The organism is Acinetobacter sp. NigerLNRRAM0016, assembly GCF_054112845.1.
On the sequence record NZ_JBSYVT010000002.1, the window covers coordinates 215,846 to 236,563 of the forward strand.

Annotated in this window: 8 protein-coding genes; all 8 read left to right on the forward strand. The window is 40.6% G+C overall.

Going from position 1 to position 20,718, the window contains the following annotated elements; all coding sequences use genetic code 11:
• Position 1: 1 nt before the first annotated feature.
• The 8 genes from ACWQ4X_RS02830 to ACWQ4X_RS02865 all read left to right on the forward strand — a co-directional run bounded on the left by ACWQ4X_RS02830 (position 2) and on the right by ACWQ4X_RS02865 (position 20,699).
• Positions 2–2,572 carry a hypothetical protein gene (locus tag ACWQ4X_RS02830; RefSeq protein ID WP_457902639.1) on the forward strand — a complete coding sequence of 857 codons (2,571 nt, stop codon included), beginning with the start codon at positions 2–4 and terminating at the stop codon, positions 2,570–2,572.
• Positions 2,565–3,890, forward strand: a complete 1,326-nt coding sequence (locus ACWQ4X_RS02835) for a hypothetical protein (RefSeq protein ID WP_457902640.1) — start codon at positions 2,565–2,567, stop codon at positions 3,888–3,890. The genes ACWQ4X_RS02830 and ACWQ4X_RS02835 overlap by 8 nt, the downstream gene beginning before the upstream one ends.
• A gap of 2 nt (positions 3,891–3,892) precedes the next feature.
• Positions 3,893–6,415, forward strand: a complete 2,523-nt coding sequence (locus ACWQ4X_RS02840) for a hypothetical protein (protein ID WP_457902641.1) — start codon at positions 3,893–3,895, stop codon at positions 6,413–6,415.
• Between the two features lie 69 nt (positions 6,416–6,484).
• On the forward strand, positions 6,485–8,398 hold the full coding sequence (locus ACWQ4X_RS02845; protein WP_457902642.1) for a hypothetical protein: 1,914 nt from the start codon (positions 6,485–6,487) through the stop codon (positions 8,396–8,398).
• 226 nt (positions 8,399–8,624) lie between these two features.
• The gene (locus ACWQ4X_RS02850; protein WP_180176915.1) at positions 8,625–9,089 is read left to right on the forward strand and encodes a hypothetical protein; all 465 of its coding nucleotides are present in this window, start codon (positions 8,625–8,627) and stop codon (positions 9,087–9,089) included.
• On the forward strand, positions 9,086–10,147 hold the full coding sequence (locus tag ACWQ4X_RS02855) for a serine/threonine-protein kinase (protein WP_457902643.1): 1,062 nt from the start codon (positions 9,086–9,088) through the stop codon (positions 10,145–10,147). The genes ACWQ4X_RS02850 and ACWQ4X_RS02855 overlap by 4 nt, the downstream gene beginning before the upstream one ends.
• A gap of 2 nt (positions 10,148–10,149) precedes the next feature.
• Positions 10,150–10,326, forward strand: a complete 177-nt coding sequence (locus ACWQ4X_RS02860; RefSeq protein WP_457902644.1) for a hypothetical protein — start codon at positions 10,150–10,152, stop codon at positions 10,324–10,326.
• Between the two features lie 98 nt (positions 10,327–10,424).
• Entirely contained in the window at positions 10,425–20,699 is a 10,275-nt protein-coding gene (locus ACWQ4X_RS02865; protein WP_457902645.1) for a PLxRFG domain-containing protein, read from the forward strand.
• The last annotated feature ends 19 nt before the right edge of the window (positions 20,700–20,718 follow it).

Sequence of the window (20,718 nt, forward strand, 5' to 3'; positions counted from 1 at the left end):
CATGACTGGCCCTATTCCTTATGGGCTGCATGTAATCAGCGGTGAACTCACTGATCAAGATACTGCACGTATCAATTCAGTGATTCATCGCTTTCTTACCTATAAAGAAGCAGCTCAACTCGAAAACTTAAAGCAGGTTTATGATCTTCCTGATGGTGGCTACTTCATTGTTCAGCATGTCGGCGGTCTGTTTCGTGTCATTGCAGACAAACAAGAGCCAGAAAAATTTAAGTTTATCCATGATGGCCTGGTAAAAGAATATATCCCGATGTTCTTTAGTGGGATGATTGAAAAAGCAGCTGTACGTCGTGGTGAAAAAGTTGCTATCCAGATCACTGAACAATGTAAAAACCGGCTCGAACGTCAGCTTGAACGTAAACTTGCCAAGACGCTTGAATTGGAACGCTTCACCATTTTGGCAAACAACAAGTTTCCTGAGTTTGTATCTTCTGGTGAAGTCACTAAATACACGCAATACTTTGGCCAGAATCCAGGATGGTACCGTGGCAACATGGCCAAAGTCATACAGTTTGTCGGTGGTTATGGTCGTCAGGACTTCGACCAGTTACCGGAAGATGATCTTGAACGTATAAGTTTTACATTGCCTGAAAAGCTACGCTTCGAGTTATGGGAAAAATATAAAGACGTGCGCTTGCCTGGGTATTCAGGTTTGCCACCTGCAGATGGAACCTTTCAATACGATTATAGATGGACCAAAAGTCATAACGTCGCTTTTGATAATGAAGGTAAGCCGTGGCTGATCCAGATAGATAGTAAAGTATGGGTAATGCCTTTACCTATCATCCCTTTAACGGCTGATCCAGTATTTCACGAATATATTTACAACCAGGTGTCAGATAATGAGCTGATTGCGGTTCTTGAAACATTTAAGGCATTTCCTTCTGGAGAAAGTTTTCCTGAAGATCCAGTTGAATTTCAGCAATGGGTACGTGCCGGTGTAATTATCGAGATATGCGATACAGCGGATTTTCATTCTCATATTGCCATGTTTACTGCTTGCGGCTGGTCTTTCAACAGTCGTGGCAATGCGGCTTACAATACTGGATACCGGTACGATGATCGTGGCTTGATTGAGTGCTCGACCTTTCGTCTGTCTTTGAATCTGATTGGAACAGATAAGCACTATGGCGTTGATGCCGTAAAATTAAGTGATGAACTCAATGATTCAGATAAGCAGCTTTTAGGAAATTATCTAACAGGTATCACTGGTGGTTTACGTGGTGATAGTTCAATGGCCAGATCATTACGCTTTAAACTGCGCAACATCACACAAACAGAATTACTAGATAGAGCACGTAGCTATAGCGGCAATGCCAGTGCAGAGGTGAGTTATTGGGAGGACTACCAATGCCAACCTATTGCAGCACATACTGGACGTGTGCATAAACTCTATACCGGGAAACTATATCACCCGAATAAACGCGCCAATCAACCTGAAATAAAATTTCCAGAATACAGCTTAGGGCTTTGTGTATCCTTTGATTTCACACCGCTTCATCCAGGTGTTTCAGCCAACTGTGACACCATCATGTATGCCTATTACGATGATGATTCATTGAAAGTGGTGAAATACTTTTACCGTGAAGAAACATTTACCAAGCAGGTCGAAACCGATTTTGAAGAATATATGACGGTGGGTTCCTGGTATATGAACGAAACCTTTGGGAAATCCAGGATTGAGGGTAATTTCTATCTGACCGATATTGATGATCGTGATGAGGTTGCACCAACAGAACGATATACCACTATTAAGGGAATGGACCAGGGCTATGACAGTCAGCCTTATTTCTCCTTTCTGCACTATTTCGCTATGCAGGGAACATTATGGCGTAACCGCTATTACACCCATTTAACCAAGACTGAAACCACATCTAATAGGTCATTTGAACTAGCCATACTTGTGCCGATGTTTAATACAAGCTGTGTCGTTCACGCTAGATCCGGTGTTACAGGTCAAAAGGATTTTGGTGAATCTCTCAGTCTGGGTGCAGTCACTGATCCGAACTTCTATAGATTCTGGACTTATGATTTTGTCTTTGCCTGGAACACGCCATTACATAAGCAGACTGGCGTACCCTATCCGAAAGACGGTAACCCAGTTTGGGTAGAGATTCATGAATATAACCCGACTGAGTATTCAGACTTTGCTGATAATGGTCCATGGATTACCGGCTTACCTGCAGACTATACCTGGCTGATTCATCCCGATGCGAATACCTGGCAAAGTGACGGTGGTGGCGGTCCACCTACAGTCAATGAATATAGCAACTCCACTAGAAAGGATGCTGAAAGTGTAGGCAATCTTAAATGGGTTGTGAATGATCGCATTATCACGCTATCTACAAAAGCACCAGAATCACGTTACTTCCGACCTTCACCGGATGATCTTGGATATGGTATGGAGCGTACAAGTAGTAAGGTTTTTCTAGGTGATGCTAAGTATGCCAATATTAGTGAAACCAATGAATCCGGCTTTTTTAAATACACAGGCTATTCCAACCTAGTCAATCATAGCAAGGCTTACCATTTTATCGGGGTGATCAATGAGTAATTATCGTGATGATACTCAGGAAACAATCGTATTAAGTTCCGATGCTTTTGGAAAAGTAAGGTCGGGTGATATTGAAAACTTTTCTTTCACTGAAACCATACTTAGCAAAGTTCGACATAATGTAGAGGAAATCATCCGGCTTGGGGATGAGGATTTATCACGCCGTAAAGGACGATTAGACAGTGAGCTTGGTTTCGCTGATCAGGTGATCCACTCTGTACGAAAATTTCAACTGATTGAAGAAGTCTTTATCCTAGCTGATCATGGTTTTGTAAAACAATCTGAACTAATCACTGAGGATCTTGGCCTGGGAGAAATTGAGAAAGCGACCTATAAGGCGGTGCATATTGAGCCGTTTAAAGTCGCTGATGCACATTTCACCTATAAAACTGCATTCCAAAGTATCAGTGATCGGCTGAAATTAAGCGATAGCCTACATGCCCTGTCACGTTCCAGTGATCTGATTGAAGAAAGCCTGGTCCTGTCAGATAGCACACGTGACAAATTAAAAACCCTGATTGTTGAAACTTTAGGTCTTGGCCAAGAGCTTGAGCAATATAACCTTGTGCATAGTCAGGTATCAGACAGCTTCAAGTTGCGTGATAGCGTTGTGCGGCTTGTTCGGGATACGGTTGAGGATTCATTCAGAATATCGGATGAGTTTAAAAAGCTATCCGGCACCATTGAACTGGTGGTTGAAAGCCTGGTGTTTTCAGATCAGGTATCGGGGCAACGGATGGTGCGAAGCCTGGCAGAATCCAGTTTAAGTTTTTCAGAATCCATTGACGGCATTAAACGTGCAACCTCAAGTGTGACCGAGTTGTTATTCCTGGATGATGAATACCACGACGGTAGAGAAATTATCGGAGCATGGACCACAACGGCCGATGGTTGGAACATGAGCCGCTACTATGATTTCCCTTATGAAGAATTGATTGTGATTGATGGCCAGCTTTATGGCGTAACCGCTACCGGTATTGAAGAACTTAAACAAGGTTCCGGCGTAGTCGCTGCACAGATCAAGACAGCAAGATTAGATCTAGGCGATGGTGGCTTAGTCCATCCTGAAAGTATGATCCTGGAATATAGCCTGGACGGTCAATTGTCGGTCGATGTGGGAACCACTCAAACAGGCTACCAACAAACATTTAACTATGTCCTCAGAAAAGAACCAAGCGACTACTTAACCAATGGTCGGGTGGTCTTTGGCCGTGGCATACGTGGTCGGCATTTTGAATTTTCAGTCAATATTGAAGGATCTACAGCCTACATTAACGACATGGTTGTGAACATTACCAAAACAAAACGGAGAATTTAACCATGATTATTCCAACACTGAATGTCGTTGACCAGGCGATTTCCGAAGTCCAAGACAAGATGAAATATTTTGAGGGGCGTAGTAATCAGTTACTCGGTGAAATGAGCAATGCCATGACGACCCTGGCCGGTGTCACTGTGGATGCCGTGGACAGTGTGCCGGATCTGCCACGTCCTGAGAATGCAGAATTTCTAAACATTGAAACACCGGACGCACCTGAACTGAATGTCACTGCACCAGTACCGCATATCCTGGATCTGGATATTGAAAGACCTACAGCCATGACTGCACCGGCAATTCCTAATCTGGAAATCAATCTGCCTGATGCACCGATCATGCAAAATGATATTGAGATTCCGTCAGAACTCACCAATTTCACCCTGCCTGAAATCGATACCAATATCGAAATTGGCACCTTACCATCCCTGACTTTAAGTGGCCTGGATGTACATCGTGATTCGCAGTCAGTGGATGTGTCAGAACTTTTAGGTGGTCTGGACCTATCTGATCTGAATTTACCGGAAGCACCTGAAAATCCGATCTTAAACTTTCCAACATTGCCAAGCCTGGATAATTTTGATTTGCCAGTGCGACCAGATATTGATATTGGCAGTGTAGAAATCCCTGACGCACCTGAAATTGTGTTGCCTGAAATTGGAGAGCTTCAAGCGATTACATTACCAGTATATGAGCCAGAATCCTTACCGGTATTCGATGAATTGCCACCTGAATTTAGTGTGGAGCTACCTAGCGATATTGATAGCATTATGCACCAGGCCCAGGCGATTGCCGCAACGGACTATCAAAGTTACAACAAGGACAGCGCAATTCAGCCTTTAGTCGCTGAAATTCGTGCCTGGATGAAAGGTGCTGCTTCCGGTAGTGGATTACCTGCCGAAATTGAAACAGCACTATTTAATCGTGCACGTGAACGCAATAGCCGTGAAACAGAACGCGCCGTACAGGAAGTGATTGATCAGTGGGCTAGTCGCGGTTATAGCTTGCCACAAGGATCGACACAGAAGCAGATCGATGCCATCCGGGATGATGCACGTTTAAAAAGTGCTGATCTGAATCGGGACATAATGATTCAGTCGTTTGAAAAGCAGCTTGAGCATATCCGTTACCTCACCGAACAAGGCATTGCCCTGGAACGGTTAAAGCAAGATCTCTGGTTGGCCTATGTCGGTAACGTCATGGATGCAGCCAAGTTCCAGGTTGAAAGCAAAATCAGTCTATTTAATGCACAGATCTCGATCTTTAATGCACGAAATGACGCATTCAAGTCGATGATCGATGTATACAAGACTAAGATTGAAGGCACCATTGCTAAAATCACCGCATTCCGTTCCCAGGTGGAAGCACAGGTGGCGATTGGTCAGATCAACCAACAGACAGTTGAAATCTTCAAGGCCAAGATTGATGCGGTTATGTCCAACGTCGACGTGTATAAAGCCTTGATCCAGGGAGCCACAGCACGTGCTGACCTGGTGAAAAGTCACTTTGACGCTTATAAAACCGAAGTGCAAGCCTACAGTGAGCAGGTCGGGGCAGAACGAATCAAGGTTGATCTGTTTGATTCACAGATTAAGGCCGAAGGTACCAAGGTCCAGGCTTATGAATCTTTAGCACGTACTTATGCGTCGACCATTGAAGGTTTATCGTCTAAAGCCAATATCAAGCTAAAAGAAGGCGATATGAAACTGGAAGCAGCTCGGGTCAAAATTACAGAGTTCCAGGCCAATACCGAATCCTACCGGGCTTCAATGGAAGCGCAGACCAAAAAACTGCAGCTTGAAACCGAAGCGTATTCAGCCAACCTGGACGCTATGAAGTCACAGATTCAATTGTCCATTGAGAAGATGAATGCGCAAGGTAATCTGGTTGAATCCAATTCACGCACACGGATTGCCCTGGCCGATGCCTTGTCTAAGTATGCTGAAATGAAAATCCGGGTCGGGATTGCTAATTCAGATACCCTGGCACGATTTGCCGATATGCGCTCACGTACTTCTATTGCGGTATCCGAAGCGCATTCTCGCTATGCAGATCTGTCACTACGCACCACGATTGCCAACAGCGACATTTACAACCGCTATATTGAATCTCGTACACGTGTGGCCCTGGCCAATGCAGATACCCAGGCTAAATATGCTGACTTGAATTTGCGTACTAATCTGGCTTATGCGGATACTCAAGCCAGATTTGCAGACATGAAAATGCGTACAGGTGTTGCAAATGCTGAAACCCAGGCACGTTATGCCGATATGAATATCCGCACCAACCTGGCATATGCTGAAATGCAGATCAAAAAATATGAAGTTGATCTCAGTCACGCAATTAAGAAGGCAGAACTTGCAGCGGAAAGCATGAAAGGCATTGCACAGTTCAATACCCAGCTTGCCGCAGGTGCCATGTCAGCCATGCACGTGTCGGCAAGTATCAGCGGAAGCGGTTCAAGTTCATTGTCTTATAGCGCAAGTGAATCTGAATCCAAGAGTGAAAGCCACAACTATAGCTACTAACCCTGTAAGGCTAACGCTTACAGCCTGTATTGATTAAATATACATGATATTTATATTGGAATAAGTGTCATGTACGGCTTAAAAAAACGTTCAAAGCAAGATGAAAATGGACTAATTCAAGGTGCAGGTACTGGCACTTCTGATGATATTAAAAAAAATGTTCCAGCAGGTAGCTATATTATGCCTGCTGATTCTACTCAGCAGATTGGTACCAATAATTTAAAAAATATGGGGAGTCCCACACCAGTTAATCTCAGTAACGGTGAGTTCCAACTCTCGCCTGACCAAGTTCATTCAGTTGGTGTGCAAACACTTAATGCCATGAAGGATCAGACGCACATGCCTGTTGATCAACCTCAATTGGGTTTTAAACCTGGTCAAAATAAACCTGAGTTATTTTTTGCAAATGGTGGACTGGTACCAAGTGCCTACCCAAGTGCAGATGATATTCGTCGTGCACAACAAAATAGAGTTGGTGGGCCACAAATGCGTGATGTAACACCAATTAATCGTCAACTTCCAGCAACATCAACTACACCTTCAACAACCAGCTCACCATCGGCAAGTCCAAGTAATCCAGCACCAACACAAGGTGGGGGGGGTGGCGGAGGTATAAGAAACTTTGTCAACAATAGCAAGCTTGTAAAAGGTGTTGGTTATTTAGGTGCTGCATCCTCTCTATTTGCAAATGCTGCTACACCAAGTGAGGATTATCGAGAACGTTTTGGTTTTGGTGATCAGTCACCTGAAGATTTAGGTACAGCAAAAGGATTTGCTAAAGACTTCGGTATCAGAGGATTAGGTTATGCATCAGATTTGGGTAATGCCTTAACTTTTGGACAAGCTGGACGCTTTTATGCTGATAAACAACGTATTGCAAGTGAAGCAAAGGCAGCTCAACCTGAATTTAATACCAAACAAAATAAGCCAAATACTGTTGTAAACAATCCATTTGGTAATAATAAAACACCACCTACTACACAAACACAGCCTGAAGCTCAGACTCCATCAAACTCTGTACAGAACTCTGATCCTTATGCTATTCAGCAAAAAGGAAACAGCTTTAGCTATGCTAATCCTAGTGCAGCAGCCCAAGCGCGTGCAAATGGCATTAGAGAGGGTGAAAGACTAGGATTCAAAGTTGAGCCAGCGAATGACCCGCGTGGGGTAGCAAATTTATTTGCCAATACTCAAGAAATGGGACCAACTGAACAACAGATTCAAAATGCAATTGCTCAACGCGAAATGAATTTAGGCTTGGGTATGCGAGGTTATGGCAATAATCCAGTACAAGCACCTCAACGTAATGAAGCGCAGGAAGCAGAACGTCAAGCTGTAATTCGTGCAGCAATTACACCGGTTGCAGGGGCAAGAGGATTAACGGCTAATCAAGTCCGTACTTTATCCGATCTACAACAAGGTGAAGATAATCGTGCTAATCAGCGTTATACCACCGATGCGAACAACGTTGCTGCTTTACAGCGTGAAGCCATGGGACAAGCTGGACAGAACTATCGTACGGAACTAGGTGAGCAAGGTACTAATAACCGATTTAATGCAAATTTAGGCTTTGATGCACAAAAATTCCAAGCAACCAATGATTTAGCGAATCGAGAATTTAATCTTAATGCCACTGAAAAAGGTTTTGGCATTCGTAACTCAGCACGATTAGAGAAATTGTATGAACAATATGATTCTGCGAAATCGGATGAAGATCGTAAATCAATTCAGGAAAAAATTAATCGTTATGCAGGTAATAAAGCAGATACTGGTAAAGACCGTTATATGACTGTGGGTGGTGGTCAGGAATGGGATGACAAAGCTGGAGGAACACTCACTCAACCGCAACGTTTGTTTGATACTCAGACACGGCAATTTGTTGATACGCCACAAGGGAATCCTCCACAACGAGCGGTGGGTACAATTTCAAAGGTAGGTGGTAAGACTGCTGTTTGGGATGGTGAAAATTGGGTTCAGCAATAGAAATGACTGTGTTGAGTATGAATTGCTCAACTAACAGCCGATAGGATATCTTGTATTTTCTACCCTCTAAAATAAAGTTCCTGCGAAATATCGGTAAGCAACTAGAGTTAGTTCAATATTGAACATCACCCATAAATCAGATTGCTAATGTTTTTTTGGGTGATATTATGTGAAAAATTACGAAGTTAACGTAATACTTTATAAGTTATAGGATTTAAAAATTCGTATGAATTCTCTAGGCATTAGGGTTGAACCCAAAAAAGTTACTTTTGTAGTTATTGATTATACAGATAGTGAGGCTGATATACTTAACGTCGAAACTATAAAGATACCATTAGCTTTAGACTTTCCAGCTAAATTAAAATATGTCCGAAATACCGTGCTTGATATTATTCGAGAATATGATATTCAAGTTGCAGGTATAAGAATTGCTGAAACAGTCTCTGAAAACGTAAACATTAATCGGCTACATATTGAGGGTGTTATTCAAGAAGCATTTTCTAGTAGTAGTGTTAATAGTTATTTTACAGGTCAGCTAATGTCAATTTCAAAAAAACTTGATATTAATAAAGAACTTTATAGAGACTTATTAAAAAGTAAATCTCAATATGCGAAAATTAACAGATGGGCTTTATGTACCAATTCTGAAAGTAAAGAAGCTGCATTAGTAGGCTATGGAGCAGCACTATGATGTATCCATGTCAAAAAGCAATAGTATCATTTCAAAAAACTAGAGAAATTGGTGCTGAAGGTAAGAATTCAAAAGTTTATTTAGCCCATGATAAAAATATTGATGGGGAAGTGGTAATTAAAGAAATTGAATATCGAAAAGATGATGAGACAATTGTAGATCTAAACGATTTTTATGATGAGGCAAGAAAATTATTTAAAAGCTCTCATCCAAATGTTGTACAGCTTTATTATGCTTGTGAAGATGATAGAAATATCTATATAGCAATGCCATTTTATAAAAATGGGACTATTAAAAGTCTATTAGCTAAAAAACAATTAACTGCTAGGGAAGTGATTAAATATGCGGTTGAGTTTTTAAGTGGTTTGCATAATATACATTCGAAGGGATTAATTCATTTTGATATTAAACCAGATAATATAATGCTTTCAGATCGAAATGAAGCAATGGTATCTGATTTTGGACTGACACAGTTAGTAAATGATGATGGAGTTGCATGGGTCTCATCAGTTTATACAAGAATTATTCCTCCTGAGTTTATAGATGGGTATTCTAAAGGGGATTTAAGCTTTGATAGAACTTTTGATATTTATCAAGTCGGGGTATCGCTTTATAGAATGTGTTGTGGGGATGCGGAGTTTTATAAACAATGGGATATGTTGGGTTCACAAGAAAATTTCATAAAATCTTTAAAAAATGGAACCTTTCCTGACAGGGAAAAATATCTTCCCCACATTCCAGATAAGTTAAGAAAAGTTATTAATAAGTGTATGCATGTAGATAAAACTAAAAGATTTCAATCTGCTTTAGATGTTATCAATGCTATCGCAGATATCGACTCTAACCTCTTGGATTGGGAATATACAATTGGTAGTGATGATATAAAAAGATGGAAAAAAACAGATAAAAAGGGTAATTTATATGTATTAGAAGTTAGTGTTGATGGCAAATCTACAGCTATGAAAACAACTTCCAATACAAGTCAGAGAGTTACTGACTACTGTATTAAAAATATAAGTAATGACGATATCGTTTCATTCTTAAATGGGATTGATTGATCATGAAGAATTTAAGTCATGTGCAGAAGGAGGTGGAAATGTTGAGTCGAAACAAGTTATTACCTCCTTTAAAGGTTGAAGGCTGTGCTAAAAATAAACCAGCTAAGTCTTCTAAGAGTGGCCATGACTTGAAGAATATAGATCTTTATAGCGGTGGTTATATACAGTTAAAAGACTAAATTTCTCAAACCACCTTAGGGTGGTTTTTTATCCCCTGTAAGGTTCGACCAAATTCTAAATAAAAACCATGATAGACGCATAAAATTAGGAGTGCGTCATGTCAGATCAAAACCAAATCGATTGGGAAAAAGGAACTATTCAAGAACCAAATCAGATAGATTGGGATAATGGTCAAATTTCACAACCTAAAGAAAAGAAAGATAAAGGTTTTCTTGGTCAAGCAAAAGATCATGCAGTTTCCTTTCTTGGCAAGGGTACGGTAGCCGTAGGTGAGTTAGCAGTCGGTCTAAGTGACATGATGTCCGATGGCGCCACAGGTAAAATACTTTCCGAAAAACTTGGTTACGACCCAAAAGCTGCCAAAAATGTAATGACAGGTTGGCAGTCTGAGCAATACCAACAACAATTAAAAGATTCTGCAAATATTGGCAATCGAAAAATTGAGGAAGGGGACGACTTCGCAACAAAGGTTGGTAAAAAATTCGACAATGCTGTTGATATAACAAAAAATGCCATCAACAACCCATCACTTATCACAAATACCGTTGCTGAATCTTTACCTTCAATGCTAGTTGGTGGCCTATTAGGTCGTGCCTCTGGTATAGCCAATCCTGTTGTGGCTGGTTCTGTAGGTGAAGGTGTTGCTATGGCAGGTAGCCAAGCTGAACAAATTCGCCAAGAAACTGTAGATGGACGATTAACCGCAGATCAGTCTCTAGCAAGTGTGGCTACTGGTGCCCTTGGTGGCTTGTTTGGCTATGCTGGTGGTCGTCTTGCTCAGAAAATGGGCTTATCAGATGTTGATACAGCCATGCAAACAGGGCGTTTAACCACGCAACAAGTGGGTGAAGAAATTGCTAAGACACCGATGAGGGCAATTCCAACTGCTGTGATCAAAGGTGCAATTTCAGAAGGCTTCTTAGAAGAATTACCTCAATCCGTTTCAGAGCAAATTTTACAAAACTTGGCATTAGATAAGCCTTGGCATGATGGTGTTGAAAATGCAGCAGTCATGGGTACTTTGGCTGGTATGGCAATGGGCGGTACAGTCAGTGGTGCGGGTAAAACTGGTGATTGGTGGAATAGTCGATCTGACACAGGGCCACAAGATAGCCAACAACAATCAGGTTCACCTAATTTACCATCAGCACCATCACAATCAGGCTCAAGTTCAGATAGTGCATTGACTGGTGAATATATCCCACGTGAAAATGCGCCACAGGGGGATAACCAAGGTCGCACAGCTTTTGTTTATGATCAACCATCAATGGATGCTGATAATTTATTAAACAATAATGGCTTTGATTATGGCAGTGCAGCAACTGGTAATCCAGTCAGCCCAGATACACCACCAGCACCGAATGGTAATTATTTTGATGGTGATTATGGCAGTGAAGCAGCCTTTGATGATTTGTTGAATTCTGTACCACCAGCCAGCCAAACACCTTCACAGCAGATGGGTATTAATCCTAATGATGGCCCTATGTCATCTGCAGCGGCTTTGGCTGTAGATAGTGGAGTGACATCAACAGGATTATTAACTTACTCAGCTGAGCAGGAAGATGGTCAGCAATTAAGTTCTGTACCTACAGATTACCGTACTTTTTTGGGTGAAAGCCAACAGGCTGCGACGCAACCTGATTTATTGAGTTCTTTACAATCTCAGGAAAATAGCAACAGTGGTGCAGTTAGCAATAATACAAGTACAGCCACAGCATCTGATATTGAGACCGAAAAACTTGATTTAAATACACGTATTCAAGAGGCCCAACAAAAGTTTGATGCAGAAACAAGCGTGGCCCAAAAAGCCCAATTAAGACGTGAGTTAACCAACTTAAATAGTGAGTTAAATCGAGTTGAAATGCTTCAGCTGAATGAGCAGAAAAAGCAGCAAATTGACATTTCAGCAAATGAAGCTGCAACCAGTTCTGGCAATAATTTACCAGAACCTACACAAGCACAAATTGAAGCGGGCAATTATAAAAAAGGCCACATTAAGGTTCATGGTTTAGATATTGCTGTAGAAAACCCACGTGGCTCCACACGTAGTGGTAAAAACCCTGATGGTAGTGACTGGTCGCACACGATGAGTGACCATTATGGTTATATCAAAAAAACCAAAGGGGCAGACCAAGAACAGTTAGATGTGTATGTAGGCAAGAACCCTGAATCAGAACGTGTCTTTATCGTTGATCAATTAAATCAAGATAATGATCAATTTGATGAGCATAAAATTATGCTTGGGTATCAAAGTCTAGAAGAGGCTGAGCAAGCGTATAAATCTAATTTTGATCCAGGATGGAAAGTTGGTCCTATTCGTTCATTATCAAAAGATGAGTTTAAAAGCTGGTTGGATAATGATGATACCGTGCGTCCAGTCAGTGAAAAAGTTCAACCTAAATCAGATCGTATTGCTGATAAAAAGGAAGTTGTGACTACAGCAACTGGACGTTCTTTTGAGGTGCAGCATAAGTTAGTCGAAGCTGCAGATTTAATCACATCAAATAATCCTAATGGACAGATTAATCCTAATTATCCTCAAGAGTTACAACCAAGAGACCGTACTCGTGCTGCATCACAATTGCAAATTACGGAAATTGCGAATCAGCTAAATCCATTATTGCTTGGTGAAAACCCGAACGCTTCTGATGGAGCACCAATTGTTTCAGTGGAAAACATTGTTGAAAGTGGTAATGGTCGTTCTATGGCGATTACTAAGGCATATATGGAAGGTAAGGCAGAGCATTATCGACAGTGGTTGAAAGAGCAGGGTTATAACACTGATGGTATGACAGCGCCTGTATTGGTACGTGAGCGTATTACACCAATGACTTCTGCAGAACGCATTGCTTATACAGGTGAGGCGAACCAACGCTCCACACTTGAGTTGAGCGATACTGAACAGGCGAAATCCGATGCTGCAAAATTAGGTTCTATTTTGCATCAGTTTTATGGTGGGGAAATTGACTCTGCACAGAATAGAAACTTTGTTAAATCCTATGTCAATGGAATTGCATCATCGAATGAGCGAGGTAGCTTATTAGGTGCAGATGGTGTTTTGACCCAAAAAGGTTTACGTCGTATTCAAGCATCCTTGGTTGCGCGTGCCTATGGTGATCAAACTCTAATTTCTGATTTGTTTGAAAGTTCTGACAGTAATATTAAGGCGATTGGTGGTGCCTTAATGGATGTTTCAGGGTTTTGGGCAAATATGCTTGAAATGATTGATCAGGGCGTCATCTCGAAAGATGTGGATATTACAGCTAACTTATTGGAAGCTGTAAATCTTATTAAAAAGGCCCGCAGAGAAGGTCGATCTGTTTTTGATTTAATGAATCAAAGTGATATTTTTTCAGGTGAAATTGATCAAGTTACACAAGACTTTCTAAGAATCTTTTACTCAGGTGATAAACTGACTCGTGCAAGAAGCCGTGAGAAAGTTGCTACTGCACTTAAATATTATATTGATAATGCACTTTCCACTAAGTCGGGTGTCAACTTGTTTGGTGAGAATGACCCTACTGGCGCAGAAATTTTAAGGACTACACATGAACAAGTCAGACGACAAGAAACCGAAAAGCAACAAGACATCTTCACTAGCCCGCAACCTAATGAACCAGACACTGGCACAGTTGGCGGTGGACGATCAGGACGAGGAGCTATTGCAGGAAGTGAAACAGCGCAAGAACAATCAGAGCCTACAAAAGCCTTAAAGAAGACAGCTCCAACATCTGAAAAAGAAACGATTCAAGATTTTGGTGAAAAAATTGGTGGTGCTCGTAAAGATACTTCAGTGAAGACTGGCCCCAAAACCTCTGGCACTACTACAAAGGACAATCGTCCAACTTGGGCCAAGCGATTTGAGATTACTGAAATTGCTGCCTCAAGTAATCCAAATGAAGTTGGTAAATGGATTATCACGGATACAAGAAAAAAGGATTGGAAGGGGAATGCCAAGCAACTAGGCAAACAATTTTTTGATTCCCAAAAAGATGCTGAACTTGCACTACCAATTCTAGCTGTAGCTCAAAAGCATCGTGTGTGGGCTGCTGGAAAAGATAGCTTTTCTATCTATCGTGAAATTAGTGATCGGAAGCGCGTTAAAGTTGTTGAACAAGAATTTCAAACACGTGAAGATGCTATGAAATATATGGCAATCCATGCGATTGAAATTCTAGAAACCAATACAACTTTTGGGGAAATTGATCTTCCTCGACCTGAAAATACGGTAAGAAAAGGACTAGATCGCCGTAAAGGTGATGCTAAAGATGCTGATTTTATTCGTGTGTTTGGTTTCCGTGGTGTTGAATTTGGGAACTGGAATAATCAGTCAGAACGCCAAGAGCTATTAAATGATGCCTTTGATGGTCTCATGGACTTGGCTGAGATTTTAAATATCCCACCTGCAGCAATTAGCCTAAATGGGGAACTCGCTTTAGCGTTTGGTGCCAGAGGGCAAGGATTAAGTGGTGCAAAGGCGCACTATGAACCCGAACGTGCTGTGATTAACTTGACCAAATTGAATGGCGCAGGTTCATTAGCTCATGAATGGTGGCATGCATTAGATCACTATTTTGGTCGACAAGATGGCAAAGCCCCATCTGAATGGGTAACGAACGCGGATGGCAGTCGATCATTAAAGATTGCAAAACACTTTGAAGATATGAGCGTCACTTCTGGATTCTCTTATAAATCAAATGTTCGTGAAGATGTGCAAGAAGCCTATAAACAATTGGTACAGACAATTTTTAGAAAATCTGAAAACTATATTGAAGATACTGTTAAGGTTGAAAGCTTCGTTAGTTCTGCGAGAAACAACTTAAAAGATCAATTAGATAAGTTACGTGCTGATCTTAATCGTGAGCTTGATCCTAAATATTACAAGCGCTTTAACAAAGCTGCCTCAGCTGAACAGCTGGCTGAGTTTGATACGGTTGCTGAGTTATTGCTTACAGGTACGGCACTTACTACGGAAATACGTCACAACAATAATAAGAATAGTCGAAATATATTTAGTGGTGCACGTTGGTCTAATGATGCCCTAGATAAATTAAGTGTGATTTATAAATCTGTCCGTGGTAGATCAGGGTTTAATGCTGAACAAAAGGGTGTACTAGACCGATTACGTCAATACATGAATACCTATGCCCAACGCCTCAAACTATTGGCAGAAGCTCAAAATGGTACAGAGAAAGCGAAAATGATACCAACGGATTTTGCTATGAACGCAAAAGAGTTAGATCAGGGACGCGGTACAGATTATTGGATTACTACTCCTGAAATGACAGCACGTGCATTCCAAGGGTATGTAGAAGATAAAATTTCTCAAAATAGTGGCTACAGTCCGTTTCTGAATTTTGGCCCTGAGAGTGCTGCGATTTTTACCCCATGGGGTTTTAAGCGACCATTTCCTACTGGTACAGAACGCAAAGCAATCAATGCAAAGTTTTCTGATTTGGTTGATACACTAAAAACAGAAGAAACAGAAACAGGGATTAAACTTTATAGTCGTGACAAATTAAAACCTGATAACGAGCGTAGAGGTGCTTCACCATTAGACACGACCTTTACTCCCTTATCCGTTGTCAGTGCTACTCGTAGAGTCCTTTCTATTCTTCAACATCTCAAAATGTCCGCTACACAAGATGCGTCTTCTAGGGGGCGTATCAATGTCAGTCTTAATAATAGGATCGGGGTCAACAAAGTCGGGAATGTGAATTCCAATGGGTTTAGTGTTCAGGTTATTTCTAGTTTTAGCGATCTTCCGAAAGTCATACAAAATGATGCAACCTACAAAGATGAAAATGGCAAAACCCAAAATTATGATGTAAGCGGTGTTTGGCATGATGGCACGCTCTATGTGGTTGCTGATCAGGTTTATGGGGATAGCAATAAACAGCTTACTACATTTGATGCTTATGAGGAATTATTAACCCATGAAATTGTTGGGCATTTTGGTGTTCAAAAGCTATTTGGAAATGAGTATAAGACCAAATTTCAACAGCTATTTAATGCTCTGGGTAAGCTTGAGGGTATTCGTAAAATAGCAAAAGATAATGGCGTGGATATGCAGCAATTTGAAAGTGCATATATTGAACCATACACTCAAGGTGTTAAAGATGAAATTTATACCGAATCAGATGTTCAGCAAGCTTTGGTTTCTGAGCTATTTGCTTTTGTTGCACAAAATGCCAAGTCACGTCCTTTTGTACGTCAAAAACTAAAAGAAGTTATTGGATATATTCGTCAGTGGTTCCGTGATCGTGGCTTTGATAAATTCCTTTCACGTTACAATGATGCCGATTTGATGATGTTTTTGTCAGAAGCTCGTAAGGCTGTAGTTGATCGAAGCTATTTTGGTAAATATAAAAATCAAGAATTTTCATCTAAGAACAATTCTGATACTCCACTTTATAGCCGTCGCACTAAAAGTAATTCAGGTTCTACAACTCAACAAGTACGAGACGTGTTGATTGATCGTTTTGGTAAAGAGACCATTGATGAGCTTGAACGACAAGGTAAGCTTGAGATTATTCAGGATTATCAGGTTGAAGGTGTTGAGGGCTTCTATTACAACGGTAAAGCGGTACTCGTTGCATCGAATCTGACTGCTGAAAGCACAGTACCAACATTCTTACATGAGTTGGGTGGTCATGCTGGTTTTCAAAACATGATGAACCAAAAACAATATAATGAATTGATGAATCAATTTAATAAATTGGTCGAGCAGGGTAATCCTGTTGCTTTAGCTGCAAAGATGCTTGCAGAACGTGAACAAGGCTCTGAACGTCAGCAGCTTGAATACTTACCATATTTATTAACTCTTTCATCCACTATGCAACAACGGAATGTGATTCAACGGAATGCACTGCAAAAGTTGATTAACAATATTGTTTCGCATGTAAAAGCATGGGTGTTTGATAATTTTGGTATCAATCTTAATTTGAATCCTGATGATATGCTTGCATTATCAGAGCGTATGATTGGGCAAATTAAACATCAATCATCATTGGATTTAATTCGTCAAAAATATCATGGTACAAATCAATGGATGACAGCACCAAACGGTGCTAAGACCAATCTTTCAGAACAACAATGGTTACAAGTCCGCACACCAGAATTTAAGAAATGGTTTGGTGATTGGGAAAATGATGCAGCAAATGCTTCACAGGTATTAGATGAAAATGGAGAACCTAAAGTTGTATATCATGGTACAGCATCTGAGTTTAATGAATTTAAACAAGGCCATGGCATATTAGGTGATGGTATTTACTTAACTGATAGTTTTGATACAGCAGATGTATACGCCAATATCCGTGGGGAAAATGGCTTTGTACTTCCATTATTTGTAAACATTCGGAATGCGTTCAAAACTACAGGTAATGTTTCACGTGATGAAGTTGTAGAAGCGACAACTTCTGGGAAATATCAGGGAATTGTTCATCAGTTTGAAAATCAAGAATATATTGTTGCGTTAGAGCCTAATCAAGTAAAAATGGCTGAGGGGAATAAAGGCACATTTAATAGTGAAAGTTCAGATATTAGATTTAGCCGTAGTTCTAACTATGATGATATTACCAATCGTATCGCTAATGGGTTTAAAAATTTGCCCAAAACAGGTGACTGGATTAATAAAAAAGGTGTCGATTGGTTGAAATTCGGCTTACAAGCTTTAAGTCGCCGACATTTAACTGAGATTTATGGAAAATTATTACCACCACTAAATAAATATAATGAACTTGCAGCTCAGATGGATGCTGATAAGAATGATATTGCTGCTGAAGCGGATAATATTGTACGTGAGTGGTCTAAATTAAAGGATGAAGAAGCTTTAGCAAATGTAATGCATGATGCAACTTTAGCTCAAATTGACCCTGCTAAACCATACCAACAGGGCGATAATAAAGTTAAATATCAACAATTACTCCATGCGTATAATAATTTATCCCCTGAAGCACAGGCAATGTATAAAAAGGCTCGAAATGCCTATAGTGGGCATTATGCCAAAGTTCGTGAAGCGATTAGAGAACGCATTTTGCGATCAGCTTTAAGCAGCCAGAAAAAAGCAGATTTATTGCAGAAAATAGAGGGTTCTTTTGGTCAAATTAAAGGTGTTTATTTTCCTTTAGCTCGTTTTGGTAAATACGTGGTGGTACTGCGTAACCAAAATGGTGAGGCTGAGGTTGTTAGTCGTGCTGAAACTAAAAATGAAGCTGAATCGGTTCGTGCAGAGTTAATAAAAAAATATCCACAATATAAGGCTGATGACGTAAAAAAAGATGCGGAGTTCAATGCAAGTCGTGACAGCGTTGGTCGTGGATTCATGTCTGATCTTTTTGATGAGGTGGGAAATTTGGGTTTGGATGCAAAATCACAAGCTGATTTTGAAGATACTCTAAGTCAATTATATCTATCATCTATGCCTGATTTATCCTGGGCAAAACATGGGATTCACCGTAAGGGTACAGCAGGCTTTAGCAATGATGCACGTCGGGCATTTGCACAACATATGTTTAGTGGTGCAAATTATTTAGGGAAGTTGCGTTATGGCGATCAATTGGCTCAACAACTTGATGAAATGAAAAAGTATTCTGAAGATCAATTTAAAAAAGGTGTTGGCTATGACCAGAATTCTGCTAATGATGTTATTGATGAAATGGAAAAAAGACATGAACTTTTAATGAATCCTAAAGGGAATCCATTATCAAGTTTTCTTACAAGTGTCGGTTTCATGTATTACATGGGATTATCTCCCGCTGCTGCCATGGTCAATTTATCTCAGACAGCTTTGATTGCTTATCCAATCATGGGTGCGAAATGGGGTTTTGATAAAGCTGGAAAGGAATTATTAAAAGCATCACAAGACTTTGGAATTGGTTTAAAAAGTGGATATAAAACGCCAGACTTTTCAAGCTTAGAGGGCTTTAAAAATAGTGTTGGTGATATCTATAACCCAGATATTGCATCAATATTAAAAGGTGATGAACTAGTTGCGTATGAAGAAGCTGTAAAGCGTGGTGTGATTGATGTTACGCAGGCTCATGATTTAGCAGGTATTGCTCAAGGTGAAGATAGTAAGGTGATGTGGTATTTCCGACCAGCTATGCGTTTGGCAAGTGGCATGTTTCATCATGCAGAACGGTTTAACCGTGAAGTAACTTTCATTGCAGCCTATCGTCTAGCACGTCAGCATGTTAATACTAATGGTTCAAAGGCAACACACAGTGAAGCTTTTGAACAAGCAATCGATGCTGTATATAAAGGTCATTTTGATTATTCAACAGGAAACCGAGCACGTTTTATGCAAGGTAATATTGCAAAAGTGGTATTACTATTTAAACAATATGCTCAGAATATGATTTATACCTTGGTACGCAATGCCCATCAGTCAATTTATGCGCTCGATCCTAAGGAACAAAAAGAGGCTCGTCGTGCTTTGGCTGGTATTTTGGGTATGACGACTTTGGCAGCTGGTGCAATTGGATTACCAATTACAGGAATGCTTTTCACTGCCTCTATTTTAATCGCAAAGAAAAGTAAACTCGGTTCTGCTGCATTTTTTGCGGCTTGGGCTGTGGCGTTCTTTGGTGCTGCGGATGGCGACGAGGAAGACCCTTATGAGTTGGAAATTGTAATCCGAAACTGGTTGGCAGATATTCATCCTAAGTTTGCTGATTTGGTATTTGGTGGTGTACCTCGCGTATTCAGCCCAGTGGATTTATCAGGTCGAGTCGGTCTAAACAACTTAATTATTCCTGACGTACAGGAAGGACTTGAAGGTGCAGATTGGGCAACTGCAATGCAATCTGCATTACTTGGACCAGTCGTAGGTATTAGCACAAGTACAGTAAAAGGCTTGCAACAAATTCAAGAAGGTGATTACGGTCGTGGTATAGAGACTATGCTGCCGATTTTTCTTAAAAATGCGATGAAGTCTTACCGTTATGCTGATGAAGGTGTATTAACTAAAAATAAGGATGTGATTCACCCTGAGGATGTGACAGGGGTTGAGTTATTTTCTCAAGCCATTGGTTTTTCACCGGCATCGGTAAGAACCTCATACGAGGGGCGGTCTGCGATTTTCCAATATAGAACTAAGCTGGAAGATCATCGACGTGAGTTGATGCGCAAGTGGGTGGTGGCTCGACAAGAAGATGACAGTGATGGCATGAATAAAGTATGGACTGAAATTTTGGAATTTAATGCAAAAACTGCCGAGAAAAATCCAAAGATGCGAATTAGTCGCATGAACCTTATGCAAAGCTATAAAGCTACTGAGCGTAAAGCAAAAGAAACTGGTGATGGAGGTGTATACCTTACTAAACGGCAGAAAGGTGCTGAGGAGCAAGGTGGGTTTGCGTTTAATCGTTAAAGGGAAAAGCCACCTTGCG

Excerpts from the sequence above, each read along its gene's own strand:
- ACWQ4X_RS02860 (WP_457902644.1), top strand. The coding sequence starts at position 10,150 with ATGAAGAATTTAAGTCATGTGCAGAAGGAGGTGGAAATGTTGAGTCGA.
- ACWQ4X_RS02855 (WP_457902643.1), top strand. The coding sequence starts at position 9,086 with ATGATGTATCCATGTCAAAAAGCAATAGTATCATTTCAAAAAACTAGA.
- ACWQ4X_RS02850 (WP_180176915.1), top strand. The coding sequence starts at position 8,625 with ATGAATTCTCTAGGCATTAGGGTTGAACCCAAAAAAGTTACTTTTGTA.
- ACWQ4X_RS02830 (WP_457902639.1), top strand. The coding sequence starts at position 2 with ATGACTGGCCCTATTCCTTATGGGCTGCATGTAATCAGCGGTGAACTC.
- ACWQ4X_RS02865 (WP_457902645.1), top strand. The coding sequence starts at position 10,425 with ATGTCAGATCAAAACCAAATCGATTGGGAAAAAGGAACTATTCAAGAA.
- ACWQ4X_RS02845 (WP_457902642.1), top strand. The coding sequence starts at position 6,485 with ATGTACGGCTTAAAAAAACGTTCAAAGCAAGATGAAAATGGACTAATT.
- ACWQ4X_RS02835 (WP_457902640.1), top strand. The coding sequence starts at position 2,565 with ATGAGTAATTATCGTGATGATACTCAGGAAACAATCGTATTAAGTTCC.
- ACWQ4X_RS02840 (WP_457902641.1), top strand. The coding sequence starts at position 3,893 with ATGATTATTCCAACACTGAATGTCGTTGACCAGGCGATTTCCGAAGTC.